Annotated in this window: 27 protein-coding genes and 1 other RNA gene; 14 read left to right on the top strand and 14 right to left on the bottom strand. The window is 74.5% G+C overall.

Annotated features, from left to right (window positions below; all coding sequences use genetic code 11):
* Positions 1–103 precede the first annotated feature (103 nt).
* Together yaaA and ACFU74_RS10465 are read right to left on the bottom strand one after the other, a co-directional pair.
* On the bottom strand, positions 104–889 hold the full coding sequence (gene yaaA, locus ACFU74_RS10470; RefSeq protein ID WP_380754777.1) for a peroxide stress protein YaaA: 786 nt from the start codon (positions 887–889) through the stop codon (positions 104–106).
* Between the two features lie 41 nt (positions 890–930).
* Positions 931–1,386, bottom strand: a complete 456-nt coding sequence (locus ACFU74_RS10465; protein ID WP_380754774.1) for a DUF3995 domain-containing protein — start codon at positions 1,384–1,386, stop codon at positions 931–933.
* Between the two features lie 157 nt (positions 1,387–1,543).
* Between ACFU74_RS10465 and ACFU74_RS10460 the strand changes: the two genes are divergently transcribed.
* From ACFU74_RS10460 to rnpB, 5 genes are all read left to right on the top strand, one after another.
* Complete coding sequence (locus tag ACFU74_RS10460) at positions 1,544–1,705, top strand: hypothetical protein (protein ID WP_380754772.1); 162 nt, start codon at positions 1,544–1,546, stop codon at positions 1,703–1,705.
* Complete coding sequence (locus tag ACFU74_RS10455) at positions 1,702–2,073, top strand: type II toxin-antitoxin system death-on-curing family toxin (protein ID WP_380754769.1); 372 nt, start codon at positions 1,702–1,704, stop codon at positions 2,071–2,073. The genes ACFU74_RS10460 and ACFU74_RS10455 overlap by 4 nt, the downstream gene beginning before the upstream one ends.
* Before the next feature lie 46 nt (positions 2,074–2,119).
* Positions 2,120–3,586, top strand: coding sequence for an RNB domain-containing ribonuclease (locus tag ACFU74_RS10450; protein WP_380754766.1), 1,467 nt, complete (start codon positions 2,120–2,122; stop codon positions 3,584–3,586).
* A gap of 26 nt (positions 3,587–3,612) precedes the next feature.
* Positions 3,613–5,112, top strand: coding sequence for an MFS transporter (locus tag ACFU74_RS10445; protein WP_380754763.1), 1,500 nt, complete (start codon positions 3,613–3,615; stop codon positions 5,110–5,112).
* Positions 5,113–5,125: 13 nt separating this feature from the next.
* An RNA gene (gene rnpB / locus ACFU74_RS10440) (RNase P RNA component class A) lies at positions 5,126–5,523 on the top strand.
* A 73-nt stretch (positions 5,524–5,596) separates the two neighbouring features.
* On the opposite strand, the gene ACFU74_RS10435 is transcribed toward rnpB, so the two are convergent.
* Complete coding sequence (locus ACFU74_RS10435) at positions 5,597–5,854, bottom strand: Prokaryotic metallothionein (RefSeq protein WP_380754760.1); 258 nt, start codon at positions 5,852–5,854, stop codon at positions 5,597–5,599.
* Positions 5,855–5,961: 107 nt separating this feature from the next.
* On the bottom strand, positions 5,962–6,378 hold the full coding sequence (locus tag ACFU74_RS10430; protein WP_380754758.1) for an ACT domain-containing protein: 417 nt from the start codon (positions 6,376–6,378) through the stop codon (positions 5,962–5,964).
* A gap of 249 nt (positions 6,379–6,627) precedes the next feature.
* Between ACFU74_RS10430 and ACFU74_RS10425 the strand changes: the two genes are divergently transcribed.
* The gene (locus ACFU74_RS10425) at positions 6,628–7,215 is read left to right on the top strand and encodes a PadR family transcriptional regulator (protein WP_380754756.1); all 588 of its coding nucleotides are present in this window, start codon (positions 6,628–6,630) and stop codon (positions 7,213–7,215) included.
* Between the two features lie 39 nt (positions 7,216–7,254).
* Here ACFU74_RS10425 and ACFU74_RS10420 read toward each other — a convergent pair whose 3' ends face one another.
* Positions 7,255–7,452: a hypothetical protein gene (locus ACFU74_RS10420; RefSeq protein WP_380754754.1), complete on the bottom strand. Its 198-nt coding sequence runs from the start codon at positions 7,450–7,452 to the stop codon at positions 7,255–7,257.
* Between the two features lie 28 nt (positions 7,453–7,480).
* Positions 7,481–7,711 carry a hypothetical protein gene (locus ACFU74_RS10415; RefSeq protein WP_380754752.1) on the bottom strand — a complete coding sequence of 77 codons (231 nt, stop codon included), beginning with the start codon at positions 7,709–7,711 and terminating at the stop codon, positions 7,481–7,483.
* A 439-nt stretch (positions 7,712–8,150) separates the two neighbouring features.
* Between ACFU74_RS10415 and ACFU74_RS10410 the strand changes: the two genes are divergently transcribed.
* Positions 8,151–8,852 carry a bifunctional DNA primase/polymerase gene (locus ACFU74_RS10410; protein WP_380754749.1) on the top strand — a complete coding sequence of 234 codons (702 nt, stop codon included), beginning with the start codon at positions 8,151–8,153 and terminating at the stop codon, positions 8,850–8,852.
* 179 nt (positions 8,853–9,031) lie between these two features.
* Here the strand turns inward: ACFU74_RS10410 and map are convergent, their stop codons facing one another.
* Complete coding sequence (map, locus tag ACFU74_RS10405; RefSeq protein WP_380754748.1) at positions 9,032–9,877, bottom strand: type I methionyl aminopeptidase; 846 nt, start codon at positions 9,875–9,877, stop codon at positions 9,032–9,034.
* A gap of 162 nt (positions 9,878–10,039) precedes the next feature.
* Here map and ACFU74_RS10400 point away from each other — a divergent pair, with 162 nt between their 5' ends.
* Positions 10,040–10,267, top strand: coding sequence for a hypothetical protein (locus ACFU74_RS10400; protein ID WP_380754783.1), 228 nt, complete (start codon positions 10,040–10,042; stop codon positions 10,265–10,267).
* A 19-nt stretch (positions 10,268–10,286) separates the two neighbouring features.
* On the opposite strand, the gene ACFU74_RS10395 is transcribed toward ACFU74_RS10400, so the two are convergent.
* Together ACFU74_RS10395 and ACFU74_RS10390 are read right to left on the bottom strand one after the other, a co-directional pair.
* Positions 10,287–11,636 carry an MFS transporter gene (locus tag ACFU74_RS10395; protein ID WP_380754745.1) on the bottom strand — a complete coding sequence of 450 codons (1,350 nt, stop codon included), beginning with the start codon at positions 11,634–11,636 and terminating at the stop codon, positions 10,287–10,289.
* Positions 11,637–11,766: 130 nt separating this feature from the next.
* Positions 11,767–12,387, bottom strand: a complete 621-nt coding sequence (locus ACFU74_RS10390) for a hypothetical protein (protein WP_380754743.1) — start codon at positions 12,385–12,387, stop codon at positions 11,767–11,769.
* A 47-nt stretch (positions 12,388–12,434) separates the two neighbouring features.
* Here ACFU74_RS10390 and npdG point away from each other — a divergent pair, with 47 nt between their 5' ends.
* Both npdG and ACFU74_RS10380 read left to right on the top strand, forming a co-directional pair.
* Positions 12,435–13,127, top strand: a complete 693-nt coding sequence (npdG, locus tag ACFU74_RS10385) for an NADPH-dependent F420 reductase (protein WP_380754742.1) — start codon at positions 12,435–12,437, stop codon at positions 13,125–13,127.
* A 95-nt stretch (positions 13,128–13,222) separates the two neighbouring features.
* Entirely contained in the window at positions 13,223–13,408 is a 186-nt protein-coding gene (locus ACFU74_RS10380) for a hypothetical protein (protein ID WP_380754739.1), read from the top strand.
* 28 nt (positions 13,409–13,436) lie between these two features.
* Here the strand turns inward: ACFU74_RS10380 and ACFU74_RS10375 are convergent, their stop codons facing one another.
* Entirely contained in the window at positions 13,437–14,252 is an 816-nt protein-coding gene (locus ACFU74_RS10375; RefSeq protein ID WP_380754737.1) for a site-2 protease family protein, read from the bottom strand.
* Positions 14,253–14,451: 199 nt separating this feature from the next.
* Between ACFU74_RS10375 and ACFU74_RS10370 the strand changes: the two genes are divergently transcribed.
* Positions 14,452–17,811, top strand: a complete 3,360-nt coding sequence (locus tag ACFU74_RS10370; RefSeq protein WP_380754735.1) for a BTAD domain-containing putative transcriptional regulator — start codon at positions 14,452–14,454, stop codon at positions 17,809–17,811.
* A gap of 87 nt (positions 17,812–17,898) precedes the next feature.
* Here the strand turns inward: ACFU74_RS10370 and ACFU74_RS10365 are convergent, their stop codons facing one another.
* The 3 genes from ACFU74_RS10365 to panB form a co-directional block, all read right to left on the bottom strand.
* On the bottom strand, positions 17,899–18,711 hold the full coding sequence (locus ACFU74_RS10365) for an ABC transporter permease (protein ID WP_380754732.1): 813 nt from the start codon (positions 18,709–18,711) through the stop codon (positions 17,899–17,901).
* Complete coding sequence (locus ACFU74_RS10360; protein ID WP_380754730.1) at positions 18,708–19,736, bottom strand: ATP-binding cassette domain-containing protein; 1,029 nt, start codon at positions 19,734–19,736, stop codon at positions 18,708–18,710. The genes ACFU74_RS10365 and ACFU74_RS10360 overlap by 4 nt, the downstream gene beginning before the upstream one ends.
* A gap of 159 nt (positions 19,737–19,895) precedes the next feature.
* On the bottom strand, positions 19,896–20,765 hold the full coding sequence (gene panB, locus ACFU74_RS10355; RefSeq protein WP_380754728.1) for a 3-methyl-2-oxobutanoate hydroxymethyltransferase: 870 nt from the start codon (positions 20,763–20,765) through the stop codon (positions 19,896–19,898).
* 274 nt (positions 20,766–21,039) lie between these two features.
* Between panB and ACFU74_RS10350 the strand changes: the two genes are divergently transcribed.
* The 3 genes from ACFU74_RS10350 (at position 21,040) to ACFU74_RS10340 (ending at position 24,790) form a co-directional block, all read left to right on the top strand.
* A complete protein-coding gene (locus ACFU74_RS10350; RefSeq protein ID WP_380754725.1) occupies positions 21,040–22,665 on the top strand; it encodes an MFS transporter in 1,626 nt (541 codons plus the stop codon).
* Positions 22,666–22,889: 224 nt separating this feature from the next.
* Positions 22,890–23,531: a TetR/AcrR family transcriptional regulator gene (locus ACFU74_RS10345; RefSeq protein ID WP_380754723.1), complete on the top strand. Its 642-nt coding sequence runs from the start codon at positions 22,890–22,892 to the stop codon at positions 23,529–23,531.
* A 203-nt stretch (positions 23,532–23,734) separates the two neighbouring features.
* On the top strand, positions 23,735–24,790 hold the full coding sequence (locus ACFU74_RS10340; RefSeq protein WP_380754721.1) for an endonuclease/exonuclease/phosphatase family protein: 1,056 nt from the start codon (positions 23,735–23,737) through the stop codon (positions 24,788–24,790).
* A gap of 9 nt (positions 24,791–24,799) precedes the next feature.
* Here the strand turns inward: ACFU74_RS10340 and ACFU74_RS10335 are convergent, their stop codons facing one another.
* On the bottom strand, positions 24,800–26,554 hold the full coding sequence (locus ACFU74_RS10335) for an NAD+ synthase (protein ID WP_380754718.1): 1,755 nt from the start codon (positions 26,552–26,554) through the stop codon (positions 24,800–24,802).
* Between the last annotated feature and the right edge of the window lie 135 nt (positions 26,555–26,689).

Raw genomic sequence — 26,689 nt, 5'->3', positions numbered from 1 at the left:
CCGCCGCGGGGCGCCAGATCAACCCCCCGGGCCACCTGCGCTGCCGGGGGCGGGGGCGGGCCGCACCACCCGACCGGCCCCGGCTCCCGGCGCTCCTCCGTGCTCAGTGCACCTCGGTGACCACCACGTCCAGCTGCCACGGCTTGCGCGCGGTGCCCTCGGCGGCGACCTCCACCCGGTGGCCCAGCCCCAGCAGCGCGTCCAGCAGCTCGGCGGGGGTCTTCGGCTCGGCGCCCGCCACCAGCAGGTTGCGGACCAGCCGGCCCTTGGTGGCCTTGTTGAAGTGGCTGACGACGGTCCGCCGGCCGTCCCGCTCCTGGAGCACCCGCACGGTCGCCGTCCGGGCTGCCACCTCGCCGGCCGGCTTCCACGCCGCCGCGTAGGCGGAGGAGCGCAGGTCCAGCACCAGGCCGTCGGCGACCTCCGGCAGCACATCGGCCATCGCACGCCGCCAGTACGCGCCGAGCGCCCCCGGCCCGGGGAGCTTCACACCCATCGAGCAGCGGTAGGGCGGGATCCGGTCACCGATCCGCACCGCACCCCAGAGGCCCGAGAAGACCAGCAGGCTCCGCTCGGCCCGGCCGTACGCGGCCTCGTCCAGCGTCGCCAGCCCGAGGTTGTCGAACAGCACCCCGGTGTACACCTGCCCGGCCGGGAACGCCCCCGCCGTCGGCAGCCCCGCGTTGCGCGCCACCTCGCCGCGCAGCCCCGGGCTCAGCCCGAGCACCCCGGCGGCGGCGTCCTCGTCCCCGCGGCACAGCGAGACCAGCGCCTCCAGCACCTCCGCCCGCGCCGCCGTCAGCCCGGGCAGCGACAGCCCGTCGAGCGCCACCGGCACACCGTCCCCCGACGCGGCCTTCCCCTCCGAGGGCGGCAACAGCACCAGCACGACGGACTCCTCCACACTCCACGGCCACGAACCACGCCACCCTACGCAACCCACCCCCGCCCCGGGAAACCGCTGGTCACCGCGGCTCCGGCGCCGAGCGCCAGGCAGAGCGGCGCGTAGTACCGGGTGTCCATCCGCCGGAACCGCTCGCTGCGCGCGCCCAGCCCGAGACCGGACACCACCAGCCCGCCCGCCCCGCGGGCCAGCAGCACCGCCGACACCGCCCGCACCCCCGCCCGCCGCACCCGCGCCGGCCCCACCGCCGGCGCCACCCCGGCCTCCGCCGCCACCAGGTAGGCGGCCGCCCCGAGCGCCCCGGCCACCGCCGCGCACGCCGCCGCCGGCGGGACGCCCTCGCCCGTGCCGACCACGGTGTCCGCGAACTCCTCCGGCGTCCGCAGCGGCCACGGCGTCACCGTCCACACCGCGTGCAGCGCCCCGGCCACCGCGAGCCCCCCGGCCACCGCCGCACCCACACCCCGAGTCACCGCACCCATCACCCGGACCTCCGTCCCCGCCGATTCCCTGACGCCGACCACGCTACGACCCCTCACACGCCGGCCCCCGGGCGGATAACCGGTGGCCGCCGCGGGCCCGCCCGGCCTACTGTCCGGTCGAACCGACAGTGCCGACCGAACCGAGGAGCGTGCCGCGATGACCCCGAACCCCCTGGACCGCGTCCCCGGCGGCGACGACGCCGTGGAGGAGTCCCCCGCCGCGCGACCCCCGGCCACCCGCGCCGAGCGCCGTGCCGCCCTGGTCCACCGCATCCGCGAGGCCAACGCGGAGACCCTGGAGAGGCTGAAGGACCTGTGATCGACTACCTCGACCCGGACGACGTCAGCTATCTCGCCGGGGGCCCGCGCAACATCCGTGACCTCGGCGCCCTGCACTCCGCCCTCGGGCGGCCGCGGGCGAGCGTGTTCGGCGCCGACGCCTACCCCGACCTGTGGACCAAGGCCGCCGCGCTCGGCCAGAGCCTCGCCCGCAACCACCCGCTGGTCGACCGGAACAAGCGCACCGCCTTCGAGGCGATGCCGCTGTTCCTCGACTACAACGGCGAGCCCTACACCGACCCCGGCCCCGACGAGGCCGTCGCCTTCGTCCTCCGGCTGGCCACCGGCGGCTACGACGACAGCCTCACCCTCGCCGCCGCGGACCTGCGCACCCTCCTCGGGCGCTGACCCGCGCCGACGGGCGGCGGGCGGCCGGGCGGCCTACGCTGCCCCCATGCCCCGCCGAAAGCTGCGCGTCAAGGCCGCCGACTCCGCCCGGATCAACGAGGAGCTGGCCGAGCTGCGCGCCCGGCTGGAGATCCGGGCGGAGTGGCCCGAGGCCGTGCTGGCGGAGGCCGAGGAGGCCGCCGGCTCGCCGCGGATGCCGGACCACGACGCCACCGACCTGCCGCTGTTCACCGTCGACCCGCCCGGCTCGCGCGACCTCGACCAGGCCATGCACCTCGCCCACCGCCCCGGCGGCGGCTACCGCGTCCACTACGCGATCGCCGACGTCGCCGCCTTCGTCCGCCCCGGCGGCGCCGTCGACGAGGAGGCCCGCCGCCGGGTGCAGACCCTGTACTTCCCCGACCGCCGGGTGCCGCTGCACCCCGCCCGGCTCTCCGAGGACGCGGCCAGCCTGCTGCCCGGGGAGGTGCGCCCGGCCCTGCTCTGGCAGCTCGACCTGGACGCCGACGGCGCCGTCGTCCTCGCCGACCTGCGCCGCGCCGCCGTCCGCTCGCACCGCAGGCTCGACTACGCCGCCGTGCAGCGCGCCGTGGACGCCGGCGGCGCCGACGAGCAGCTCGGCCTGCTCGCCACCGTCGGCCGGCTGCGCGAGGAGCGCGAGCGCGCCCGCGGCGGGATCAGCCTGCCGGTGCCCGAGCAGGAGATCGAGGAGACCGCGCGCGGCTACGCCCTCGGCTACCGCGCGCCCGGTCCCGCCGACGGCTGGAACGCCCAGATCTCGCTGCTCACCGGCCTGGCCGCCGCCGATCTGATGCTGGACGCGGGCGTCGGCCTGCTCCGCACCCTGCCCGCCGCCCCGCCCGCCGCGTACGAACGGCTGCGCCGCACCGCCGACGCGCTGGACGTCGACTGGCCGGACGGCCTGCCCTACCCGGACCTGGTCCGGTCGCTGGACCCGGAGCGCCCGCTGCACGCCGCCTTCCTCAACGAGTGCACCGGCCTGCTGCGCGGCGCCGGCTACCACGCCTTCGACGAGAGCCGGGGCGTGCCCGCCCCCGCCGACCCGGCGCACGCCGCGCTGGCCGCGCCGTACGCGCACTGCACCGCGCCGCTGCGCCGGCTGGCGGACCGGTACGCGCAGGAGGTCTGCGCGGCGGTCGCGGCGGGGGAGCGGGTGCCGGACTGGGTGCGCGAGGCGCTCACCACCGTGCCCGGGCTGATGGCGGGCGGCGAGCGCCGGGCGGCCGAGGTCGAACGGGCCTGCGTGGACCTGGTGGAGGCGGAGCTGCTGGCCGGCCGGGTGGGGGAGGAGTTCCGGGCGGTGGTCATCGACGTGGACGAGAAGCGGCCGGGCCGCGGCACCGTCCAGCTCCGCGAACCGGCCGTCCGGGCCCGCTGCGAACGCCCGGACGGCGCCTCGCCCCCCACCGCGCTCCCGCTCGGCGCGCGGATCACCGCCAGGCTCGCCACCGCCGACCCCACCACCCGGACGGTCCGCTTCGTCACCCTCTGACGCCCGCCCGGTGGGAGGATCGATCCGTGCCCGAAGCCACCCCCCAGAGCCCGCCCGCGGCCGACCCCGGACGCCGCCGCCGGCAGCTCGTCCTGGCGATCTGCTGCCTGAGCCTGTTCATCGTCGGGCTCGACAACACCGTGGTGAACATCGCCCTCCCGCAGATCCAGCGGGACCTGGACGCCCCCGCCTCCGGCCTGCAGTGGATCATCGACGCCTACACCCTGGTACTGGCCTCGCTGCTGATGCTGTTCGGCTCGCTGGCCGACCGCTTCGGCCGCCGCCGGGTGTTCCAGACCGGTCTGCTGGTCTTCGTGCTCGGCTCGCTGCTCTGCAGCCTGGCGCCGGGCCTGGGGTGGCTGGTGGCGTTCCGGGCGGTGCAGGCGGTCGGCGGCTCGATGCTCAACCCGGTGGCGATGTCGATCATCACCAACACCTTCACCGAGCCGCGCGAACGGGCCCGGGCGATCGGCATCTGGGGCGGCGTGGTCGGCATCTCGATGGCGCTCGGACCGCTGCTCGGCGGCTTCCTGGTGCACGCCGCCGGCTGGCCGGCGATCTTCCTGATCAACGTCCCGGTCGGCCTGCTGGCCTGTCTGCTGACCGCCCGCTACGTCCCCGAGTCGCGCGCGCCCCGGGCCCGTCGGCCGGACCCGGTGGGGCAGCTGCTGATGATGGTGCTGCTCGGCTGCGGCACCGCCGCGATCATCGAGGGCCCGGAGCACGGCTGGACGTCCCCGCTGATCCTCGGCCTGGCCGCGGCGGCGCTCGCCGCACTGGCCGCCTTCCCGCTCTGGGAGCGGCGGGTCGCCGAGCCGCTGGTCGACCCGCGGTTCTTCCGCAGCGCGCCGTTCACCGGCGCCACCGTGACGGCCGTCTGCGCCTTCGCCTCGCTCGGCGGCTTCCTCTTCCTCAACACCATCTACCTCCAGGACGTCCGCGGCTACAGCCCGGTGGAGGCCGGCCTGTGGACGCTGCCGATGGCCGGGATGATGCTGGTCTGCGCGCCGGTCTCGGGCCGGATCGTCGGTGCCCGGGGCCCGCGGCTGCCGCTGGTGCTGGCCGGCCTCGGCCTGGTCGCCAGCGGCCTGCTGCTCACCCGGCTGGCCGCGGACTCCCCGCCGGGCCTGCTGCTGGCGGCGTACGGGCTGTTCGGCTTCGGCTTCGGGTTCGTGAACGCGCCGATCACCAACGCCGCCGTCTCCGGCATGCCGCGCGCCCAGGCGGGCGTGGCGGCGGCCGTCGCCTCCACCAGCCGGCAGGTCGGCCAGTCGCTCGGCGTCGCGGTGATCGGCACCGTGGTCGCCTCGTCGGTGGTCGGCACCGTCGCCGTCGGCTTCGCCCCGGCGACCCACGCAGGCTGGTACGTCATCGCGGGCCTGGGGGCCACGATCGGCCTGCTCGGCCTGGTCACCACCTCCGATTGGGGCACCGCCACCGCCACCCGGGTCGCCGCCGGCCTCGGCGGCGACCCGCCCCTCACCCGCCCCGGGGTACGGGAGGCCCCGCCCGAGCGGCTACCATGACCACTACGGCGGAAGAGCCGGCCGGGCGGTCGCGACGGGTCTTCGGACCCGCCGAGGAACGTCCGGGCTCCACAGAGCAGGGTGGTGGGTAACGCCCACCCGGGGTGACCCGCGGGACAGTGCCACAGAAAACAGACCGCCCGCCGCTTCGGCGACGGGTAAGGGTGAAACGGTGGTGTAAGAGACCACCAGCGACCGGGGTGACCCGGCCGGCTCGGTAAACCCCACCTGGAGCAAGGTCAAGATCGGTGCCTCACGGCGCCGTGCGCGGATGCTTGAGGGCTGCTCGCCCGAGTCCGCGGGTAGACCGCTCGAGGCTGTCGGCAACGGCAGCCCTAGATGGATGGCCGCCTCCCTGGGCCGCGCGAGCAACCCAGGAGACAGGACCCGGCGTACAGGCCGACTCTTCCGCCCCTTCCCCTTCGACCAGGTGGGACCACCTGGTCGGGGGGTTTCGTCGTTCCGGGGCGGCCGCGCGGCGGGATCAGCCCGGGTGGGTGCCGACGGCGTCGCGGATCTGGTCGCCGAGGCCGCCGTTGACGCGGGCGCAGTTGGCGCAGCAGAAGAACATGCCGGCGACCTCGACGCCGTGGCCGACGATGCGGACGTTGCAGTGCTCGCAGCGCGGGGCGAGCTTCTCCATCGCGCACTCGAAGCTGTCGAAGGTGTAGGTGTCGCCGGTGACCGTCTTGATCTCGAAGGCGAGCCAGTAGTCGTTGCCGCAGGTGACGCAGATGGCCATGGCGGCGCACTTCCTTCCGGGCGGAGGGGAGGGGCCGGGCGGGGGTGCCCGGCCCCTCCAGTCTCCGAGGCGCCGCGCGGGGCGGCCACCCGGCGGGTCCGAGCCGGTCAGCCGGTGGGGGCGGTGCCGGCGGCGTGCGCGGAGAGGTCCTCCAGGGCGCGGACGGCCAGGTCGGCGTCGTCGGCGGCGACGAAGAGGTGGTCGTGGTGGAAGCCGGCCACCACGTTGCAGCTGATCCCCTCCTCGGCCAGCCGGGTGGCGACGGCGGCGGTCAGGCCGACGGCCTCCAGCGCCGAGTGGATCCGCAGGGTGATCCAGGCGGCGACGTACTCGTAGCGCAGGCCGAGCGCGTCGGCCTCCTCCTGGGCGACCACCACCGTCACCCCCTCGGGTTCGGCGACCGTGGCCACCGGCCGCAGTCCGGCGGGCACCTTGGTGGGCAGCGTGCAGTAGACGTACCGCCCCGGGTTGAGCAGGGGGTGCAGGTCGCGCAGCAGTTTCGCGAGGTCTCGTTCTCCGGCCATGCCCCGCACCGTAGCGGCCGGTGGCCGGGAAGCGGTGGAGGGCGTATCGGAATCCGTTGACGGCCGACAGTCACCGATATATCGTCGAGTTATCGGGACAGTGACTCGACTGTTCTGAACGATCGTCTGACCATCGTCTACTGGGTCGCGGCGGAGCGGCCCGAACGGGAGGTGGGTGCGGTGCGCCCAGGACGATTCCGTGGTGAAGGGGGCCCCGGCGGCTGCCGCCCGGGGCCGGAGTTCGCCGGGATGCCCGGTGAGTACTACGAGGGCCGGGGGGCGTTCGGCCCCTTCGGGCCGCCGTTCGGCGGCGGGCCGGGCGGACGGCCGGGCCCGCCGTGGGCCCGGGGCGGTTTCGGCGGTCCGCCGTGGGTCCGGGGCGGCCGGCGCGGCGGGCGGGCCCGGCGCGGGGACGTGCGTGCCTCGCTGCTGGCGCTGCTCAAGGAGCGGCCGATGCACGGCTACGAGATGATCGCCGAGATCGCCGAGCGGTCCGGCGGGGCGTGGCGGCCGAGCCCCGGTTCGGTCTACCCGACCCTCCAACTGCTGGAGGAGGAGGGCCTGGTCACGGCGGAGGAGACCGGCGGCAAGCGGCTGGTCTCGCTCACCGAGGCGGGCCGGTCCGAGGCCGACGCCGGGCCGGACGAGCCGTGGGCCGAGGCGGGCCGGGAGATCGACTGGGCCGCGGTCCAGGAGGTCGGCCAGGCGCTCGGCGCCGTGGAGCAGGCCGTCCGGCAGGTCATGGCGACGGGCAGCGAGGCGCAGCGCGCCAAGGGCCTGGAGGTGCTCAACGAGGCACGCAAGAAGCTGTACCTGATCCTGGCCGAGGACGCCTGACCGTCATGGGGACGCAGGGCGGGTGACGGTGCCCGCCGCTCAGGGGCGGACGACGAACAGCGCCACGCACGAGAGCAGCAGCACCGTCCAGGCGAACCAGAGCCAGCCGTTGGAGCCGATCACCGCGCTGTAGACGCTGACCACCACCAGCAGGCCGGCCGTGACCGCGGCCACCTGCCGGTTGTGGTGCGCCACGGCCTGGGACCGGGTTCTGGGGTGCCGTGCGGTTCTCGCCATCGCCGTCCTCCCGCGAGGGAGGCGGCCGTCACCCGGAAGCGAGGGCGGTGGCCGCCTCGTCGTACTCGTAGCGCCAGTACCAGCGGGCGCCCCGCTGCTGCTTGGCCCGGACGTACACCAGTGTGCGCGCCGGGGTGCCCCCGTGCGAGGGGACCGGCACGGTGTACTTCTTGGGCACGCCGTACATCGGCCCCAGCGGGATGGGGAGGATCCGGCCGTCCAGGGGGCCGCCGACGAATTCGGTGTCCGCGCTCTTCACCCCACCAGGGTCTCACCCCGCGCCGGTGTGCAGCGGCGCCGGTGTGCAGCGGTGGTGGCGCGCGGCGGAGGCGGTGTGGGGGCCGGGTGCCGGGAGTGTGACCGGAGAGGCACCGCCCCCGGTCATCCGGAGGGCCCGCGCACCCTTATCCTTCCTGTTACGCCCTCGGGGTCCACCCGGGTCAGCGGGCCCGTACGGGCCGGGCGAGGCGCACCTCACCGTGCCCGCCGGGCCGCCGAGCCGCAGCCGTCGTGCCGCAGTGACTCCGTACCGTGACCCCGGCGTCGGCCGTCCGGCTACTCCGGCTCCGGCCGGCAGGGCGCGGGACTGCAGGGCCGAGCACCACCCGGGGAAGCAGCGGGGGGCGCCGTGCGTTGCGTCGGAGTGGTACGTCGAACGCTGTGTCACACCAAGCACGGCAATGCGCGGAAGGGGCCCGATGGAATCCGGCGGCAGGTGGACGGCCTGGTGGCAGAAGCGTGACCGTGAGCGGGGCCGGCCGGCGGCCGCCGACAGCCCCGCGGCCAGACTGGACCAGCTGCTCGGCGCGGTCCGCGCCGGGTTCCCGCTCGCCCCCGCCGCCCATCCGGCCGGCTACCGCTGTTCCTGCGACCGGGTCGCCTGCCCGGCCCCCGCCCAGCACCCGGTCTCCTTCGCCTGGCAGACCCAGGCCACCACCGATCCCGAGCAGCTCGCCCGCTGGCTCTCCCGCGACCCGCAGGCCAACTTCATCACCGCCACCGGCCGCGTCCACGACGTGCTGGACGTGCCGGCCGAGGCCGGGCGCCTCGCCCTGGAGCGGCTGACCGCGCTCGGCGTCGAGGGCCCGGTGGCCGCCGTCGGCGGGGACCGCTACCTGTTCTTCACCGCCACCAGGGGCACCCCGGTGGACGAGGACGAGTGGTGGCCGAGCGCCCTGGACTCCACGCCGGACACCATGTCCGAGCACCCCGGCCTGCGCTGGCACTGCCGCGGCTCGTACACCCTGCTGCCGCCGGCCGCGCTGCCGGACGGCTCCGAGGTGCGGTGGCTGCGCGGGCCCGACCAGCCGCTGCCGGACCCGCTGCGGGTGCTGGACGTGCTGACCGACGCCTGCACCGAGGTGGGCGCCGTCGCCGAGGAGCAGTGGCTGATCGGCTGACTGCTACTCGCCCGCTCGCCTCCGGGGCGCTGTGATCCGGGGCCGACGGTCGTCGCTCCAACGCCGCTCCTTCGTCACGGCGTCCTCGCTCCTGCCTTTCGGCACCGGCGCGCCCCTTCGGCTCGGGGCGGCCGGTACTCGCCCGCTCGCCTCCGGGGCGCTGTGACCCGGGGCGGGGACTACGGCAGGGTGAGGACCTCCGCGCCGTCCGCCGTGACGACCAGGGTGTGCTCGAACTGGGCGGTGCGCTTGCGGTCCTTGGTGACGACGGTCCAGCCGTCCGGCCAGATCTCGTAGTCGTAGGTGCCCAGGGTGAGCATCGGCTCGATGGTGAACGTCATCCCCGGCTTGATCACCTCGGTGGCCCGCTCGCTGTCGTAGTGCGGGATGATCAGGCCGGAGTGGAACGACGTGTTGATGCCGTGTCCGGTGAAGTCCCGCACCACGCCGTAGCCGAAGCGCTTGGCGTAGGACTCGATGACGCGGCCGATGACGTTGATCCGGCGGCCGGGCTTGACCGCCTTGATCGCCCGGTCGAGCGACTCCCGGGTCCGCTCGACCAGCAGCCGGGACTCGTCGTCCACGTCACCGACCGGGTAGGTGGCGTTGAGGTCGCCGTGCACCCCGTGGATGAACGCGGTGGCGTCGATGTTGACGATGTCGCCGTCCTGGAGGACGGTCGAGTCCGGGATGCCGTGGCAGATGACCTCGTTGATCGAGGTGCAGACCGACTTGGGGAAACCCCGGTAGCCGAGGTCGGACGGGTAGGCGCCGTGGTCGCACATGTACTCGTGGGCGACCGCGTCCAGCGCGTCCGTGGTGACGCCGGGGGCGATCAGCTTGGCCGCCTCGGCCATCGCCCGGGCGGCGATCCCGCCGGCGACCCGCATCTTCTCGATCGTCTCGGCGGTCTGCACCTCGGGCCCGGTGTACGCCGCCGGGGCGGGCTTGCCGACGTACTCGGGGCGCGCGATGTGCGCCGGGACCTTGCGGGTGGGGGACTGGATGCCGGGTACGAGTGCCATGGCGGCGAGTCTAGTTGGCGCGACCGGCGGGCCGTGGCCGGGCACCGTGGCCGACGCCGGGTGTGCGGACGGTGCCCCGGCGGGGAATGATCGGGGCGACGCGACGCCGCACCGGGAACGCGAGCCGCGCCCGCCGACACGGAGGTGACCGACACCATGCCCATGGGATTCCGCCGCAGCAAGCCGACCGGCCGGCCCGGCGAGTGGTTCTACTGCATCAAGCACGGCAAGGTCGAGGAGGGGCCGGAGTGCCCCGCGAAGGACCGTCTCGGGCCGTACGCCACCCGGGAGGAGGCGTCGCACGCGCTGGAGACCGCCGAACTGCGCAACCGGGAGTGGAGCAACGACCCGCGCTGGAACGACCGCTCCGAGGACGCGCCCGAGGAGTAGCGGGAGGACGGGTGGCGGCTCAGGACGCGCCCGCCGCCTCCCGCTCGGCAGCCTCCCGCTCGGCCGCCGCCTTCTCGTGCTGGGCGCGGACGGCGGCCGCGTGCGGATCGGTGCGGTCGTCGTAGGAGAGCAGCCGGGGCAGCGCGGTGGCCAGCGCCAGGACGCCCACCACGCAGGCGACGCCGCCGATCCACACCGAGGACCGGACGCCGACCAGCCCGGCCATGCCGCCCGCCCGGACCTGGCCGAGTTGCGGCCCCACCGAGTAGCTGAGCAGTTCGACCCCGGCCATCCGGCCGCGCACCTCGTCCGGGATGGACTGGTTCCACAGCGTGGAGCGGGCGATGCCGCTGATCTGGTCGGCGCCGCCGGCCAGCATCAGGCAGAGCAGCACCAGCCAGACCGAGCCGGACACGCCCGCCAGCGCGATCGCCACGCCCCAGCCGAGCGCGGCGACCAGCAGCAGCCGGCCGTGCCGGTGGACCCGGGAGGTCCAGCCGCTGGTGGCCGCGACGAGCAGGGCGCCGACCGCCGAGGCGGCGTACATCGGGCCGAGCGCCCATTCGGAGTGCAGTTCGGCGGCCAGGAAGGGGAAGATCGCCACCGGGAAGGCGAACAGCATCGCGCACAGGTCGATCGCGTAGGTGCCCAGCAGGTCCTTGCGGCTCCACGCGTAACGGATTCCGGTGAGCACCGCCCGCACCGACGGCTTCTCGGCGTCGGTCGGCGGCGGGACGGCACGGATCCGGGCGAGCAGCAGCACCGAGGCGCCGAAGGTCACGACGTCCAGCGCGTACGCGGTCTGCACCCCGGCGAACGTCACCACGACGCCCGCCAGCGTCGGACCGGCCACCGAACCGACGTTGCGGTAGAGGGAGTTGAGGGCGAAGGCGGCGGCCAGCTGGTCGTGCCGGACGACCCGCGGGGTGAGTGCGTCCAGCGACGGGCGCTGCAGGCCGTCGGCGGCGGCGACCAGCGCCGCCACCGCGTAGACCGGCCACAGCACGGGGGTCGGCAGCAGCGCGTTGACCAGCAGCAGCACGCTGAGCAGGCCGAGGCCGGCCTCGCTGAACAGCACCAGGCGGCGGCGGTCCAGGGCGTCGGCGAGGGCACCGCCCCAGAGGCCGAAGACGATCAGCGGGACCAGCTCGAAGGCGCCGACCAGGCCGACCGCGAAGGAGGAGCCGGTCAGCTCCTTGATCTGCAGCGGCACGGCGACATAGGTGAGGAAGCTGCCGAAGCTGGTCACGCAGCCGGAGAGCCAGAGCAGGCGGAAGTCCCGGGACGAGCGCCAGGGCGAGAGGTCGGGGCGGACCGCGCGCAGCAGGGAGCCCGCCAGACCGGTCGGGGGTTGGTCGGCGTCCTTCACGAGCGACCATCCTGCGCGGGGGCCCGGCCGGGCCGCAACGGATTTTCGCCCGTCGGCGGCCCGCCGTCATCCAGGCAGCCCGGCAGCCCGTCCGCAGCCCGGTGGTGCCTGCCTACGGCCTACCGACGGCCTACCAGCGGCTGACCGTCGGCCCCGCCGTGAGCCGCCCGGCCAGCGCCGCCAGCCGCTGCAGAGCGGCGCACCGTGCGGGCCGCTGCCCGGCCGCGACGCTGACCAGGTGCTGCGCCAGGTCGAACGGCTCCTCCTCGGCCGTGCCCACCGCGAGCCGCCGGTGCGCCAGACCGGCCAGATCGGCGAGGCCGGAGGGGGCCGTTCCGCCGGGCCCGGCACCCTCCACCGCCAGCACCGTCGCGCCGTGCCGGCGGGCGTCCTGCACCCGCTCCAGCAGCGTCCCGCCGGCCGCCGCCGGGGCGACCACCAGGACCGTCGCCCCGCGCCCGGCCTCGGTCAGCCGGCGCAGACCGTGCGCCAGGTGGGCCGGGGCCTGCGGCGGGACCCGGTGCCGCAGCAGGGTCGGGGCCAGCCGGGGCACGTCCGACCAGGCGGCCTCGTCGTGCAGGTGGGCGGCCAGGTGCCAGGGCTCGTACGCCTCGGTGCCGACCAGCAGCAGCCCGTCCGCCCCGCGCCTGGAGACCGCCCGCCGCAGGTCGCCGGCGAAGCCGCCGACGGCCTCCAGCCAGCCCGTCCCGGCCAGTCGCTCCCGTAGTGCCGAAACTCTCACCGCGTCCATGGCGGACAGGATGACGCGGGGGGCCGGGGGTTTGGCAGGATCGGCGCATGACTTCCCTCGATTCAGCGACAAACCCGGCCCACGAGCTGCCGGACGTCTCGCAGCTCGTGGTCGGCGTCCTCGGCGGCACCGGCGACCAGGGGCGGGGGCTGGCCCTGCGGCTGGCCGGGGCCGGCCAGCAGGTGATCATCGGCTCGCGCGACGCGGCCCGTGCGCAGGCCTCCGCGGAGGCGATCGGCCTCGGCGTGCGCGGCGCCGACAACGCCACCACCGCCCGGGAGAGTGACATCGTGATCGTCGCGGTGCCGTGGGACGGCCACGCCGCCACGCTCACCGCGCTCCGCGAGGAGCTGGCCGGCAAGATCGTGGTGGACTGCGTCAACCCGCTCGGCTTCGACAAGCAGGGCGCCTTCGCGCTCGTCCCGGAGGAGGGCAGCGCCGCCCAGCAGGCCGCCGCCCTGCTGCCGGACTCCCGGGTGACCGCCGCCTTCCACCACCTGTCGGCGGTACTGCTCCAGGACGAGTCGATCGAGCGGATCGAGACCGACGTGATGGTGCTCGGCGAGGAGCGGGCCGCCACCGACGTCGTGCAGGCGCTGGCCGGGCGGATCCCCGGCATGCGCGGCGTCTTCGCGGGCCGGCTGCGCAACGCGCACCAGGTGGAGTCGCTGGTGGCGAACCTCATCTCGGTCAACCGCCGCTACAAGGCCCACGCGGGCCTGCGGATCACCGACGTCTGACCACCGGCTCGCCGGCCTCACCCCTGGACCCGGTCCTGAGGTGAGGTCGGCGACAATGGGGGCCGTCCGTTCACCGGCCCCAGGAGTCTGCCGCCATGCCCCGCACGTCCGTCCTCGCCTCGATCGTCGCCATTCTCGCGCTCGCCGCCGCCGTGGTCTCGGTGGTCCAGGGCTGGTGGGTCGGCCTCATCTGGCTCCCGATGGCGGGCATCGCCAGCAACGTGCTGTGGATGAACGTGCGCCGCGAGAAGCTCGCCCGGGCCGCCGCCGAACAGGCCTGACCCCGCCGAGCAGGACCGGCCCCGCCGGTCAGTCCTTCCAGAACGTGAACAGCTCGTGGCCCACCTGCGGGTAGGCGCGGTCGACACCCAGCAGTTCCATCACGCCGTACACGGCCTCGAAGAACCAGTGGTTCACCTCCGGCTGCCAGAGCAGCGCGAAGACGGCCAGCATGCCGTACGGCGCGAACGGCTCGATCGCCCGCCGGGTCTTGTACGACAGCCAGGGCTCGACGATGCCGTAGCCGTCCAGGCCGGGCACCGGCAGCAGGTTGAGCAGGGTCGCGCTCAGCTGCAGCATGCCGAGGAAGCCCAGCGCCAGCGCGAACGGCGAGACGTTCAGCTCATAGCCGTTCCAGACCGCGTGCACCTGCGGGTCGTCCAGCCAGCCCGCGCCGACCGGGATCAGCAGCAGCACGGCGGCGAGCAGGTTCACCAGCGGGCCGGCGGCCGAGATCAGGCTGTGCTTGAGCCGTCCCTTCACCCGGTGCCGCTCGATCCAGACCGCGCCGCCGGGCAGGCCGATGCCGCCGAGCAGCACGAAGACGATCGGCAGGACGAAGCTGAGCAGCGCGTTGGCGTACTTGAACGGGTTGAGGGTCAGGTAGCCCTTGGCGCCGACGCTGATGTCGCCGCCGTGCAGCGCGGTCCGCGCGTGCGCGTACTCGTGCAGGCAGAGCGAGACCATCCAGCCGGCCACCACGAACAGGAAGACCCCGAACCGGGCGTTGCCGTACCCCTGGTAGACCGCCACGGCGGAGGTGGCGAGGATCGCGAGCAGCACCCAGAACACCGGACTGATCCGGCGGTCCTCGCTGCGTGAGCGCTGCGTTGCGGCGAAGGTCATGGTGTGGGTGCTCCGAAGACGGTTGGGGCCGGCGGGGTGGACGGTCAGTGGTCGATCATGCCGGGCGGTCGCGGCCCCGGACAAGCCGTCCCGGGTGAACGCACGGCACCCGCCGCCGGGTTCCGCTCCCAGGTGTGGGCGGGGTGCAGGACTGGACAAATGTGCGTGGTCCGCCGCGCCGATCCACCAGAATGGTTCGGTGCACTACGGCATCCTCGGCACCACCACGGCCCACCACGACGACGGCACCCCGGTCCCGCTCGGCGGCGCCCGGCTGCGCGCCCTGCTCGCCGCGCTGGCCCTGCGGCAGGGGCGTCCGGTGCCGGCCGACCTGCTCGCCGACGAGGTGTGGGACGCCGAGCCGCCGCAGGACTCCTCCGCGGCGCTGCAGACCCTGGTCGGCCGGCTGCGCCGCACCATCGGCCGCGACCGGGTGGGCTCCGGCCCGGCCGGGTACTGGCTGACCGACCCGCTGACCGACCTCGCCGAGTTCCAGCGGCTGGCCGCCGAGGGCCGCCGGGCGCTGGAGAGCGGCGACCACGCCGGGGCCGCCGAGCGGCTGCGGGCCGCGCTCGCGCTCTGGCGCGGTCCGGTGCTCGCGGACCTGCCGGACCGCAGCGGACCGGCCACCCGGCTGGAGGCGCAGCGCGAGGAGGTCCTGCGGCACCGGATCACCGCCGACCTCGGCCTCGGCCGGGCCGCCGACCTGGTGGCCGAGCTCGCCGAGCTGTGCGAGGGGCAGCCGCTGGACGAGTCGCTGCAGTACCTGATGGTGCGGGCGCTGCACGAGGGCGGCCGGACGGCGGAGGCACTGCGCCACTACGAGCGCACCCGGCGCGCCCTCGCGGACGAGCTGGGCGTCGACCCGGGCCGTCCGCTCCGGACCCTCTACGCCGAACTGCTCACCCCCGCCGAAGCCCCCGCCGAAGCCCCCGCCGCCCCCGCCCAGGCACCACGCGCCCCCGTCCCGGCCCCGGCCCCGGTGCCCCGCGCCGCGGGCAACCTGCGCGGCCGGCTCACCAGCTTCGTCGGCCGCGAGAACGACCTCGCCGCCCTGCGCTCGGTGCTCGCCACCAGCCGGCTGGTCACCCTGACCGGCCCCGGCGGCTCCGGCAAGACCCGGTTGTCCGTCGAGGCCGGCCGCCTGGAGCAGGGCGCCGGCCACTGGCCGGACGGCGTCTGGCTGGCCGAGCTGGCCCCGGTGGAGCGCCCGGACGCGGTACCCGGCGCGGTGGTCTCGGCGCTCGGCCTGCGCGAGACCGTGCTGCACACCGGCGGCAGCATGGTCGCCGAGGTGATCGAGCCCCGTAACGACGACCCGGTGCGCCGGCTGATCGAGCACTGCGGGCGCCGCCGGATGCTGCTGGTCCTGGACAACTGCGAGCACCTGATCCAGTCCGCCGCCGACCTCGCCGACAGCCTGCTCACCGAGTGCCCCGGCCTGACCGTGCTGGCCACCAGCCGCGAGCCGCTGGGCGTGCCGGGGGAGACCGTGCTGCCGGTGGAGCCGCTGCCCGACCCGGTGGCGCTGCGGCTGCTGGCCGAGCGGGCCGCCGCCGCCCGCCCCGGCTTCGACCCGCGCAGCGACCCGGAGGCCTGCGCGGAGATCTGCCACCGGCTGGACGGCCTGCCGCTCGCCATCGAACTGGCCGCCGCCCGGCTGAGGGTGATGACGGCCCGGCAGATCGCCGACCGCCTGGACGGCCGGTTCGCCCTGCTCACCGCCGGCAGCCGGACCCTGCTGCCGCGCCAGCAGACGCTGCGCGCGGTGGTCGACTGGAGCTGGGACCTGCTCGGCAAGCAGGAGCGCGCGGTGCTGCGCCGGCTGGCGGTGTTCGCCGGCGGCTGGACGATGGAGGCGGCCGAGGCGGTCTGCTCGGACGGCGCCGAGGTGCCCGCCGAGGAGGTCGCCGACCTGCTGCTCTCGCTGGTCGACAAGTCCCTGCTGGTCGCCGACCTGGACGGGGACGGCCCGCCGCGCTACCGGATGCTGGAGACCATCCACGAGTACGCGCTCGAACGGCTGGCCGAGGCGGGGGAGAGCGCGGCGACCGAGGGCCGGCACGTCGCGCACTTCCGCGAGCTGGTGCGCGGCGCCGACCGGAACGTGCACGGCCCGGCGCAGCTGCACTGGCTGGCGGTGCTGGAGCGGGAGCACGACAACGTCCGGGCCGCGCTGCGCCGCGCCGTCGCCCGCCGGGACGAGGACGAGGCGCTGGTGCTGGTGCTGGGCATGAGCTGGTACTGGTCGCTGCGCGGCTTCAGCCAGGAGTCCCGCCGCTGGTACGAGGCGGTGCTGGCGTTCGGCCCGGACCCGCTCGGCCCGGACGCGCTCCGGGTGCCGCTGGACCGGCCGGTGCTGGACCACCCGCTGCCGCTGCCGCCGGAGGTGGCCGCCGAGGCCCGCCGGTCGGTCGTCGTCTGCCGGCTGCTCAGCCTGTTCGAGGGCAATCTGGACGTGCTGGCCGATCCGGAGACGGTCGCCCTGGCCCGGCAGGTCACCGAGGTCTACACCCCGGACCTGCCGCAGGCCTACCGCTTCCCCGGCCTGATGCGGGTCTTCGGCTCCTTCCTGGTCGGGCAGCTGGACACCATGAAGGACCTGCTGGACGACGCGGTGGAGGGCTGCCGGCGGCACGGCAGCCCCACCGACCTGGCGTTCATCCTGCAGATCCGGGCCAAGATGATGAACGACTGGCCGAACGGGGCGGCGCAGAGCACCGCGGACGGCGAGGAGTCGCTGGAGCTGTTCCGCCGGGCCGGCGACCTGTGGGGGATGTCCCAGGCGCTGTCCGCGCGCGGCGAGTCGCTGGCCAACCAGGGCCGCTCGGCGCAGGCCGTCGAGGCGTACCAGCGGGCGATCGAGCTGGCCGAGGCGCTGGGCGCGCCGCAGGAGGTGCCGATGCTGCAGGTGCACCTGGGCTCGGCGATGCTGGCCGAGGACCTGGACGCGGGGGAGCGCCGGATCCGCGAGGCGCTGGCGGAGATCGAGCCGGGCGACAACCAGTCGACCAACGGCGCGCTGCTCTTCGGGCACCTGATGCTCTGCGGGATCCAGAGCGCGCGGGGCGACTACGAGGCGGCGCTGGCCGAGCTGGACGCACTGCGCTGGACGCGGATCGGTGCGTTCGTCCCGGACGTGGTCGGCGGGATACTGACCGTCACCCGGGGCTGGATCACCGCCCGCGGCGGTGATCCCGAGCGCGGTATCGAACTGGTCCACCAGGGGCGGGGGCTGCTGCGCTCGATGGCCACCGTCGCGAGCGGGTTCGTCGAGCAGATGTCGGTGGTGATGCTGCCGCCGGTGATCGGGGTGCTGGACGCCTTCGCCCGGCGCGACGGGGACCTGGACAAGGCCCGCCGGGCTGCGGTGCTGTTCGGCGCGCACGCCGGGATGAACGGGCCGCGGGGCGGCTACCTCGACCGGATCGAGCGGGAGCGGGCCGAGGAGAGCCTGCGCGGCCTGCTCGGTGACGCGGTGTTCGAGGCGGCCGTCGCCGAGGGGCGCGGGCTGTCCGTGCCGGAGACCAACGCGCTGGTGGACCGGCTGGTCGACTGACCGGCGCGTGGGGTGTTCGCGGAGCGCGCCGGGCCCCGGGGTGCTCCCCTCGCGCACCCCGGGGCCCAGCCGCCGTCCGGACATCGCTCAGGTCCGCTTGCGGAACCGGGCGACGGCGAGCGGTGCGAAGACCGCGGTGATGCCGACCGACCAGGCCAGCACGATGATCGTCGGGTGCGCCACCGCGCCCTGGCCGTTCATCAGCGCCCGGCAGGCGTCGGCCAGCGCGGACAGCGGGTTGACCTTGGTGAAGGACTGCAGCCAGCCCGGCATGGTGTCGGTCGGGGCGAAGATCGAGCTGCCGAACTGCATCGGCATCAGCACCAGCATGGAGACCCCCTGGACGGCCTGGGCGCTGCGCAGGGCCATCCCCAGCAGCATCGAGATCCACACGATCGACATGCCGAACACCAGCGACAGGCCGACGGCCGCCAGCGTGGCGAGCACCCCGCCGTTCAGCTCGAAGCCGATGAGCATCGAGAAGACGATCATGATGCTGAAGGAGAGCAGGGCGCGGCAGGTCTCCGCCGCCATCTTGGACAGCAGCACCGAGGAGCGGCCGATCGGCAGGGTGCGGAAGCGGTCCATCACGCCGGTCTGGAAGTCGCTGTTGAGGCCGGTGCCGACGGCCATCGCGAGGGTGAGGCCGGTCTGCCCGAGCAGGCCGGGGATCATGTACTGCTTGTAGGCGTCCTGGCCGCCGGAGATGGCGCCGCCGAAGACGTAGACGAACAGCACCGTGAAGATGATCGGCATCAGGACGGCGTCGAACATCGACTCCGGGTCGGCCTTGATCCGCATCAGGTTGCGGCGGGTCAGCGCGCCGACGTGCCGCAGGTGGCCGGCCAGGCCGATCCGGCTGTCCTCGGCCCGGAGCGGGGCGAGCGTGGCGGTGGTCATGCGACGGGCTCCTTGGCGAGGCTGGGGGCGGCGTCCGCGGGCGCCGGGCGGTCCGCGGGCTTGCCGGTGATGGCGAGGAACACCTCGTCGAGGCTGGGCAGCTTGGTGTCGATGCCGGCGACCGCGAAGCCGCGGGTGCCGAGCACGCCGATCACGGTGGTCAGCTGCTCGTCGTCGGTGATCGGCACCGAGAGCAGGCCGGTGTCGGCGGAGAGGGTGGCGGCGATGCCGGAGTCCTGGAGGCAGCGGGCCATCTCGGGCAGCTCGGCCGGGTGCACCGGGCGGACCTGGAGGGTCCGGCCGCCGACCTGGGCCTTGAGCTCGGCTATGCCGCCGGCCGCGATCACCTTGCCGCGGTCGATGACGGTCAGCTCGCCGGCGAGCTGCTCGGCCTCCTCCATGTACTGGGTGGTGAGCAGCACGGTGGAGCCCTCGGCGACCATCCGCTGCACCTCGTCCCAGACCTCGTTGCGGGTGCGCGGGTCGAGGCCGGTGGTGGGCTCGTCCAGGTAGAGCACCTTGGGCCGGCCGATCATCGAGGCGGCCAGGTCGAGGCGGCGGCGCATGCCGCCTGAGTAGGTCTTGGCGGGCCGCTTGGCGGCCTCGGTGAGCGAGAACCGCTCCAGCAGTTCGGTGGCGCGGGCCTTGGCCTCCCGGCGGGGGAGGTCGAGCAGCCGGCCGATGAGGTAGAGGTTCTCGTAGCCGGAGAGCAGTTCGTCGACGGAGGCGTACTGGCCGGTGAGGCCGATGGTGCGGCGCAGCTGCTTGGGCTGGCGCAGCACGTCGTAGCCGCCGACGAAGGCGGTGCCGGCGTCGGGCTTGATCAGCGTGGACAGCACGCGGACCAGGGTGGTCTTGCCGGCGCCGTTGGGGCCGAGCACGCCGAGGACGGTGCCCTCGCGCACGGTGAGGTCGACGCCGTCGAGTGCCTTGGTGGTGCCGAAGTGCTTGACGATGCCGTGCACCTCGACGGCGTTCCCCGCGGCGGGCCCCCGGTCGTTCGGGGCGGTGGAGATTCGTGTCATGCCCCAAGGCTGTCGGCCCCGGCTGTCAGCCCGCTGTCAGGGCCTCGCCGGCGGCGGCTGCGCGGTGGCGGGGCGCTGCCGGCCGCTGTCGGCCCGCTGTCACGCCGCTGTCATCCGGGGCCCGGCCCGGCCGTGGCCGGGCCCCGGTGACGGCGGGCGTCAGTGGAAGGTGTGCTCCGGCGCGGGGAAGGCGCCGCCGCGGACGTCCTCGGCGAAGGCGCGGGCGGCGTCGCCGAGGACGGCCCGCAGGTCGGCGTACTGCTTGACGAACTTGGGCACCCGGCCCGCGGTCATCCCGGCGAAGTCGGTCCAGACCAGCACCTGGGCGTCGCAGTCGGCGCCGGCCCCGATGCCGACGGTGGGGACGGCGAGCTGCTCGGTGACCTGCCGGGCCAGCTCGGCGGGCACCGCCTCCAGGACGACCGCGAAGGCGCCGGCCTGCTGCACCGCCTTGGCGTCGCGCAGCAGCTGGTGCGCGGCCTCGTCGCCGCGGCCCTGGACGGGGTAGCCGCCGAGCGCGTGCACGGACTGCGGGGTGAGCCCGACGTGGGCCATCACCGGGACGCCGGCCTCGACCAGCAGCTCGATGGCGCGGGCGCTGCGCTCGCCGCCCTCCAGCTTGACCGCGCCGACCCCGGCCTCCTTCATCAGCCGGGCCGCGTTGTGCATCGCCTGGGCGGGGGACTCCTGGTAGGCGCCGAACGGCAGGTCGGCGACGACCATGGCGCGCTTGGTGCCGCGGACGACGGCGGCGGCGAGCATCACCATCTGGTCCATGGTCACCGGCACGGTGGTCTCGTAGCCGAGGTGGCAGTTGCCGGCGGAGTCGCCGACCAGCAGAACGGGGGTGCCGGCCTCGTCGAAGACGCCGGCGGTGAGGGCGTCGTAGGCGGTCAGCATCGACCACTTCTCGCCGCGCTGCTTGGCGGCGGCGAGGTCGCGGACGGTGACGCGGCGGTTGACGACCCCACCGTAGAGGGTGGCGGTCGACGCCTGGTTCTGGGCAGGCGAGGGCGAAGAAGCGTTCATCGAACGGGCTCCTGAAGGGTTGTCGTCTCGTGGCGCCGTGCGGCGTCCCCGGATCACCTCCATGCTTGCACGGCCCGGCGCGGGTGCAAAAGGGGCGGGTGCCACTCCGCTTCCGGCGGCCGTCCCGGAGGGCGCGGCGGGTCTTTGCCACGGCTTTACGATACGGATTCGTCTCGTATCGAAAATCCCGCTACGCTGACCGCGGGGGGTTTGCGAGACGACCGCGGATCGAAATGCCCGCCAGTGCCGTGCCGTACCACGACGGGAAGAATCCATGACCACCGCAGCCGCGCCACCCGGTGTGCCGGAAGCCATCCACCGCCGTCGCTGGGCGATCCTGGGCACCCTGGTGCTCGCCCTGCTCGTCGTCGTGCTGGACAACTCGATCCTCAACGTCGCGATGAAGACCATCGCGTCCCCGGCGCCCACCGGCATCGGAGCCAGCCAGAGCGACCTGGAATGGTCGATCAACTCCTACACGCTGGTCTTCGCCGGACTGCTGTTCACCTCCGGCCTGCTCGGCGACCGGTTCGGCCGCAAGCGGGCGCTGCTGGCCGGCATGGCCGTCTTCGGCGTCGCCTCGCTGCTCTCCGCGCTCGCCAGTACCCCGGGCGAGCTGATCGGCTACCGCGCGCTGATGGGCGTCGGCGGCGCGCTGGCCATGCCGGCCACGCTCGCCATCATCATGAACGTCTTCGAGCGCTCCGAGCAGCCCAAGGCGATCGGCGTCTGGGCCGGCTCGGTGGGCCTGGCCATCGCGATCGGCCCGATCACCGGCGGCCTGCTGATCGAGCACTTCTGGTGGGGCTCGATCTTCCTGGTCAACGTGCCGATCGTGATCGTCGCGCTGATCGCGATGACGCTGCTGGTCCCCGAGTCCAAGGACCCGAACCCGGGCCGGATGGACCCGGTCGGCGTGCTGCTGTCCATCGTCGGCCTGGTCGCGCTGATCTACGGCATCATCAAGGGCGGCGAACTGGCCGACTTCACCGCCGTCGAGGCCTGGGGCCCGGTGCTGGTCGGCCTGGTCGCACTGGCCGCCTTCGTGCTCCACGAGCGCCGCACCGCGCACCCCGCGCTGGACGTCGACTGGTTCCGCAACAAGGTGTTCAGCGCCTCGGTGGTCGTGATCGGCCTGGTCTTCTTCGCGCTGATGGGCGTCTCGTTCTTCGGCGTCTTCTACACCCAGAGCGTGCGCGGCTACAGCGCGCTGGAGGCCGGCGCGCTGATGCTGCCGCTGGCCGTCGCGCAGCTGGTGTTCGCCCCGCGCGCCCGGCTGGTGGTCGACCGCTTCGGCGTCCGCGCCACCTGCGCCGTCGGCATGCTGTTCATCGCGGCCGGTTTCCTCGGCTACGTGATGCTGGGCGCCACCACGCCGATCTGGGTGCTGGTCGTGCTCGGCCTGCTGATGGGCACCGGCATGGCGCACGTCATGCCGCCGATCACCGTCGCGATCATGGGCGCGCTGCCCCGGGAGAAGGCGGGCGCCGGCTCGGCGGTCAACAACACCTTCCGCCAGGTCGGCGGCTCGCTCGGGGTCGCGGTGCTCGGCGCGGTGCTCTCCACCGTTTACCGCGACGGGATCTCCGACCGCCTCGCCCAACTGCCCGGCGAGGAGCTGCGGGAGAAGGCCGGCGAGTCGCTGGAGGCCACCCTGGCCGTCGCCGCCCGGCTCGGCGACCGGGGCAAGGAGCTGGTCGGCCCGGCCAACGACTCCTTCATCCACGCCATGCACGTGGTGGCCGGGCTCTCCGCCGTGATCACCGTGGGCGGCGCGCTGCTGGCCTGGTTCCTGCTGCCGGGCAAGGCCCCGGCCGACGGGCCCGCCGCCCCGTCCGGCGCGGCGGCGACCGCCCGGCCGGACGGGGCGGTTCGCAAGACGGCGGTCGCGGACGCCTGACCCCCCCGGACGCCTGACCCCCCCGGACGCCCGACCCCCGGGACGCCCGACCCCCGGGACGCTCGACCCGCTGACACGCGAGCCGTGCCGTACCCGTCCGGGCCGTGGCCGCGCTGAGCGACAATGGGGCCCTGCCACCCGGGAAACCGCCGGTGGCAGGGCCCACGAACGCGTGCGACCCCGCCCCTCCGCCGGGCCGGGGCCCCACCACCGGGAGATGTGAGATGAAGACCGAGTCGCCGGCCGCGCCGCCCTGCACCGGCCCGCGCCGGGGCAGACCCCGCAGCGAGGCCGCCGAGCAGGCGATCTTCGCCGCCGTCGAGGAACAGATGGCGGCCGGCACCAGCCTGTCCGAACTGACCATCGAGGGCATCGCCACCGCCGCCGGCGTGGGCAAGGCCACCATCTACCGGCGCTGGACCAACAAGGAGGCACTGCTGGTCGACATGGTCAGCAGGCTGGAGGAGCCGCTGCCCGCGGCCACCGGATCGATCCGCGGCGACCTCGTCGCGATGATCGAGTACATGCGGTTGCGCGGGCTCGCCAAGCGCTCCCGCTGGGTGCTCAAGGCGGCGCTCGGCCAGATGCACGGCTGGCCCGAACTGCACGCCGCCTACCGCGAACGGGTGATCGCGCCGCGCCGGCAGGCCGCCCAGGACATCATCCGCCGGGGCGTCGCCGAGGGCGAGCTGCGCGCCGACCTCGACGAGGAACTGCTCGCCGACCTGCTGATCGGCCCGATCCTGGCCCGCAGCGTCCTGTGGGACGACGCGGACCTGGACGACCCCAGGCTGGCCGAGCGGATGGTCGACGCACTGCTCACCGGACTGGCCGGCCCGGCCCTGCGGCCCCCCGTGCCCGCCTGACCGGCCCCGGCCCGCCAGTGGCCTGGCTCACCAACCGGGCCACGCCGGAACCCCGGCCTCCCGATCGGACGTCTGTCCCGGCATAGGCTGAGCCGGGAATCCGACCGAACCCGCACCGGTCCGGCACGCCCTCCGCCACCCGGCGGCGGACCGCCCCGGACCGGCCGCGGACGGGCGGACGGCGCGAACGAGGGAGCCACGGCATGGCGCAGGCGTACAGGGCGGACCGGGTGTCCACGGCGGAGGCCGGCGACCCGGACTCCGGCCGGCGCCCCGCGGCCGGGTTCCTCGGCGTGCGGCGCTGGGGCCGCGACGCCCGCGGCGCCACCACCTGGCGGCGCGGCCTGCTGATCGCCCTGCTGGCGCTGCTCACCGGCGCCCTGCTGGCCTTCCACGCCGAGGTGCCGAACACCACCGGCAACCTCGGCAGCCTGCTGGAGACCTTCCTGCCCTGGGTGGGCCTGGTCCTGCCGCTGCTGCTCGTCCCCGCCCTGCTGCGCCGCTCCGCCACCGCGCTGATCGCGCTGCTGGTGCCGACGGTGATCTGGGCCGACATGTTCGGCGGCGCGCTCACCGACAAGAGCGGCGGCACCGGCGACTTCACGGTGGTCAGCCACAACGTGGCCGCCCTCAACGCCGACCCGCGGGGCACCGTCCGGATGCTGGAGGACTCCGGCGCCCAGATCGTCGCGCTCCAGGAGCTGGCCGGCCGGCCGCTGCGCACCTACGAGGCCGAGCTCGCCGACAGCTACCCGCACCACGCCGTGGAGGGCACCGTCGGGCTCTGGTCCAAGTACCCGATCAGCGACGTCCGGGTGGTCGACATCCGGATGGGCTGGACCAGGGCCTTCCGCGCCCAGGTCAGCACCCCGCAGGGCCCGGTCGCGGTGTACGTCGCCCACCTGCCGTCGGTCCGGCTCAAGGCCGAGGGCGGCTTCACCGTCAACCAGCGGGACGTCAGCGCCCAGCTGCTCGGCGACGCCATCGAGGCCGAGCCGCTGAAGAAGGTGCTGCTGCTCGGCGACCTCAACGGCACTATGAACGACCGCAGCCTGGCGCCGGTCACCTCGCAGATGCGCTCCGCCCAGGGCGCGGCCGGCGACGGCTTCGGCTTCAGCTGGCCGGCGTCCTTCCCGATGGCCCGGATCGACCAGATCATGAGCAAGGGCGGGCTGGAGCCCACCGACTCGCGGACCCTGGAGCGGGACGGCAGCGACCACCTCGCGGTGGCCGCCACCTACCGCTACGAGGCTTCCTAGGACTCGCCGTCAGCCCTGGCGCCACCGGTTGGTGATCGGCAGCCGGCGGTCCCGGCCGAAGCCCTTGACCGAGATCTTCGGGCCCGGCGGGTACTGCCGCCGCTTGTACTCGGCGGTGTCCACCAGCCGCACCACCCGGTCCACCACGGCCGGGTCGAACCCCGCCGCCACGATCGCGTCCCGGCCCTGGTCGCCCTCGACGTACAGGTCGAGGACGGTGTCCAGCAGGTCGTAGTCGGGCAGCGAGTCGGTGTCCTTCTGGTCCGGCCGCAGCTCGGCGGACGGCGGCTTGGAGATGGTGTTCTCCGGGATCGGCGGCACCTCGCCGAGCCGCTCGGCCTCCTCGTTGCGCCAGCGGGCCAGCCGGAAGATCAGCGACTTGTAGACGTCCTTGATCGGGCCGTACGCGCCGACCGAGTCGCCGTACAGGGTCGAGTAGCCGACCGCCAGCTCGCTCTTGTTGCCGGGCGCGAGCACGATGTGCCCCTCCTGGTTGGAGATCGCCATCAGCAGGGTGCCGCGCAGCCGGGACTGCAGGTTCTCCTCGGCCAGGCCGGTCAGCTCGGTGGCCGCCATGTAGGCGTCGAACATCGGGGCGATCGGCACGGTGCGGAAGTTCAGCCCGGTGCGGTGGGCCAGCTCGGCCGCGTCGTCCCGGGAGTGCTGCGAGGAGTAGCGGCTCGGCATCGAGACGCAGTACACGTTCGAGGCGCCGACCGCGTCCACCGCGAGGGCGGCCACCACGGCCGAGTCGATGCCGCCGGACAGGCCGATCAGCACCGAGCGGAAGCCGTTCTTGCGGACGTAGGCCCGGGTGCCGGAGACCAGCGCGGACCAGATCTCCGCCTCGTCGCCGATCCGCGGCGCCACCCCGGCGGTCACCGGTGCGGCGGGGGCCGGGGCGGGCTCGCCGCCCAGCTCGGCGCGGACCAGGTGCAGGCCGTCGGCGAGCAGCAGCCCGTCGGTGTGGTCGCTGTTCGCGGCCGGCAGGTCGAGGTCCAGCACCAGCAGGTGCTCCTCGAACTGCGGCGAGCGGGCCAGTACCTCGCCGTCCGGGGCGACCACGATCGAGTCGCCGTCGAAGACCAGCTCGTCCTGGCCGCCGACCATGTTCACGTAGGCGAGCGCGCAGCCCGCCTCGGCGGCCCGGCGGCGGACCAGCTCCAGCCGGGCGTCGTCCTTGTTCCGCTCGTACGGCGAACCGTTGATCACCAGCAGCAGGCCGGCCCCGGCCTCGCGGGCGGCGGTCACCCGGCCGCCGTCCTGCCAGATGTCCTCGCAGATCGCCAGCGCGACGTCCACCCCGTGCAGCCGCACCACCGGCAGCTGGTCGCCGGGGACGAACCAGCGGTACTCGTCGAACACGCCGTAGTTCGGCAGGTGGTGCTTGGCGAACCGGGTGGCCACCTCGCCGCGGAACAGCACGGCGGCGCAGTTCTGCGGCGAGCCGGCCGGGCGGCCGAAGCGCGGCGAGGCCTGCTCGGAGCGGCCGAGGTAGCCCACCACGACGGGCACCTCGCCCAGCCCCTCGGCGGCGAGCCGCCCGGCCAGCTCGACCAGCCCGGCCCGCGACGCCTCGACGAAGGAGCGGCGCAGCGCGAGGTCCTCGACCGGGTAGCCGGTCAGGGCCATCTCGGGGAACGCGACCAGCTGGGCACCGGCTTCGACGGCCTGCTTGGTCCAGTGCACCACCTCATCGCTGTTGCGTGCGATGTCACCGACCCACGGGTCGGTCTGGCAGAGGGCGAGACGGAGATTGGGCATGCCACCGAGTCTAATCGTCGATCTGACGCAATGTCTCGGCCGGGGTCGCCGCTGCCTCCGGCGGCGGTGATCCGCCATGATGGGGAGAGCCGCTTCGGGGTGGGTTCCGGGCGTAACACGAACGTAAAGAGCAGA

This window comes from Kitasatospora sp. NPDC057500 (assembly GCF_042802195.1).
GTDB lineage: Bacteria > Actinomycetota > Actinomycetes > Streptomycetales > Streptomycetaceae > Kitasatospora.
The sequence above is the reverse complement of the archived record's forward strand: the minus strand, read 5'-3'. Positions and strand labels throughout refer to the sequence as shown.

Excerpts from the sequence above, each read along its gene's own strand:
- ACFU74_RS10465 (WP_380754774.1), bottom strand. The coding sequence starts at position 1,386 with ATGGGTGCGGTGACTCGGGGTGTGGGTGCGGCGGTGGCCGGGGGGCTC.
- ACFU74_RS10460 (WP_380754772.1), top strand. The coding sequence starts at position 1,544 with ATGACCCCGAACCCCCTGGACCGCGTCCCCGGCGGCGACGACGCCGTG.
- ACFU74_RS10450 (WP_380754766.1), top strand. The coding sequence starts at position 2,120 with ATGCCCCGCCGAAAGCTGCGCGTCAAGGCCGCCGACTCCGCCCGGATC.
- ACFU74_RS10435 (WP_380754760.1), bottom strand. The coding sequence starts at position 5,854 with ATGGCCATCTGCGTCACCTGCGGCAACGACTACTGGCTCGCCTTCGAG.
- ACFU74_RS10430 (WP_380754758.1), bottom strand. The coding sequence starts at position 6,378 with ATGGCCGGAGAACGAGACCTCGCGAAACTGCTGCGCGACCTGCACCCC.
- ACFU74_RS10425 (WP_380754756.1), top strand. The coding sequence starts at position 6,628 with ATGCCCGGTGAGTACTACGAGGGCCGGGGGGCGTTCGGCCCCTTCGGG.
- ACFU74_RS10420 (WP_380754754.1), bottom strand. The coding sequence starts at position 7,452 with ATGGCGAGAACCGCACGGCACCCCAGAACCCGGTCCCAGGCCGTGGCG.
- ACFU74_RS10410 (WP_380754749.1), top strand. The coding sequence starts at position 8,151 with ATGGAATCCGGCGGCAGGTGGACGGCCTGGTGGCAGAAGCGTGACCGT.
- map (WP_380754748.1), bottom strand. The coding sequence starts at position 9,877 with ATGGCACTCGTACCCGGCATCCAGTCCCCCACCCGCAAGGTCCCGGCG.
- ACFU74_RS10400 (WP_380754783.1), top strand. The coding sequence starts at position 10,040 with ATGGGATTCCGCCGCAGCAAGCCGACCGGCCGGCCCGGCGAGTGGTTC.
- ACFU74_RS10390 (WP_380754743.1), bottom strand. The coding sequence starts at position 12,387 with ATGGACGCGGTGAGAGTTTCGGCACTACGGGAGCGACTGGCCGGGACG.
- npdG (WP_380754742.1), top strand. The coding sequence starts at position 12,435 with ATGACTTCCCTCGATTCAGCGACAAACCCGGCCCACGAGCTGCCGGAC.
- ACFU74_RS10380 (WP_380754739.1), top strand. The coding sequence starts at position 13,223 with ATGCCCCGCACGTCCGTCCTCGCCTCGATCGTCGCCATTCTCGCGCTC.
- ACFU74_RS10375 (WP_380754737.1), bottom strand. The coding sequence starts at position 14,252 with ATGACCTTCGCCGCAACGCAGCGCTCACGCAGCGAGGACCGCCGGATC.
- ACFU74_RS10365 (WP_380754732.1), bottom strand. The coding sequence starts at position 18,711 with ATGACCACCGCCACGCTCGCCCCGCTCCGGGCCGAGGACAGCCGGATC.
- ACFU74_RS10360 (WP_380754730.1), bottom strand. The coding sequence starts at position 19,736 with ATGACACGAATCTCCACCGCCCCGAACGACCGGGGGCCCGCCGCGGGG.
- panB (WP_380754728.1), bottom strand. The coding sequence starts at position 20,765 with ATGAACGCTTCTTCGCCCTCGCCTGCCCAGAACCAGGCGTCGACCGCC.
- ACFU74_RS10350 (WP_380754725.1), top strand. The coding sequence starts at position 21,040 with ATGACCACCGCAGCCGCGCCACCCGGTGTGCCGGAAGCCATCCACCGC.
- ACFU74_RS10345 (WP_380754723.1), top strand. The coding sequence starts at position 22,890 with ATGAAGACCGAGTCGCCGGCCGCGCCGCCCTGCACCGGCCCGCGCCGG.
- ACFU74_RS10340 (WP_380754721.1), top strand. The coding sequence starts at position 23,735 with ATGGCGCAGGCGTACAGGGCGGACCGGGTGTCCACGGCGGAGGCCGGC.
- ACFU74_RS10335 (WP_380754718.1), bottom strand. The coding sequence starts at position 26,554 with ATGCCCAATCTCCGTCTCGCCCTCTGCCAGACCGACCCGTGGGTCGGT.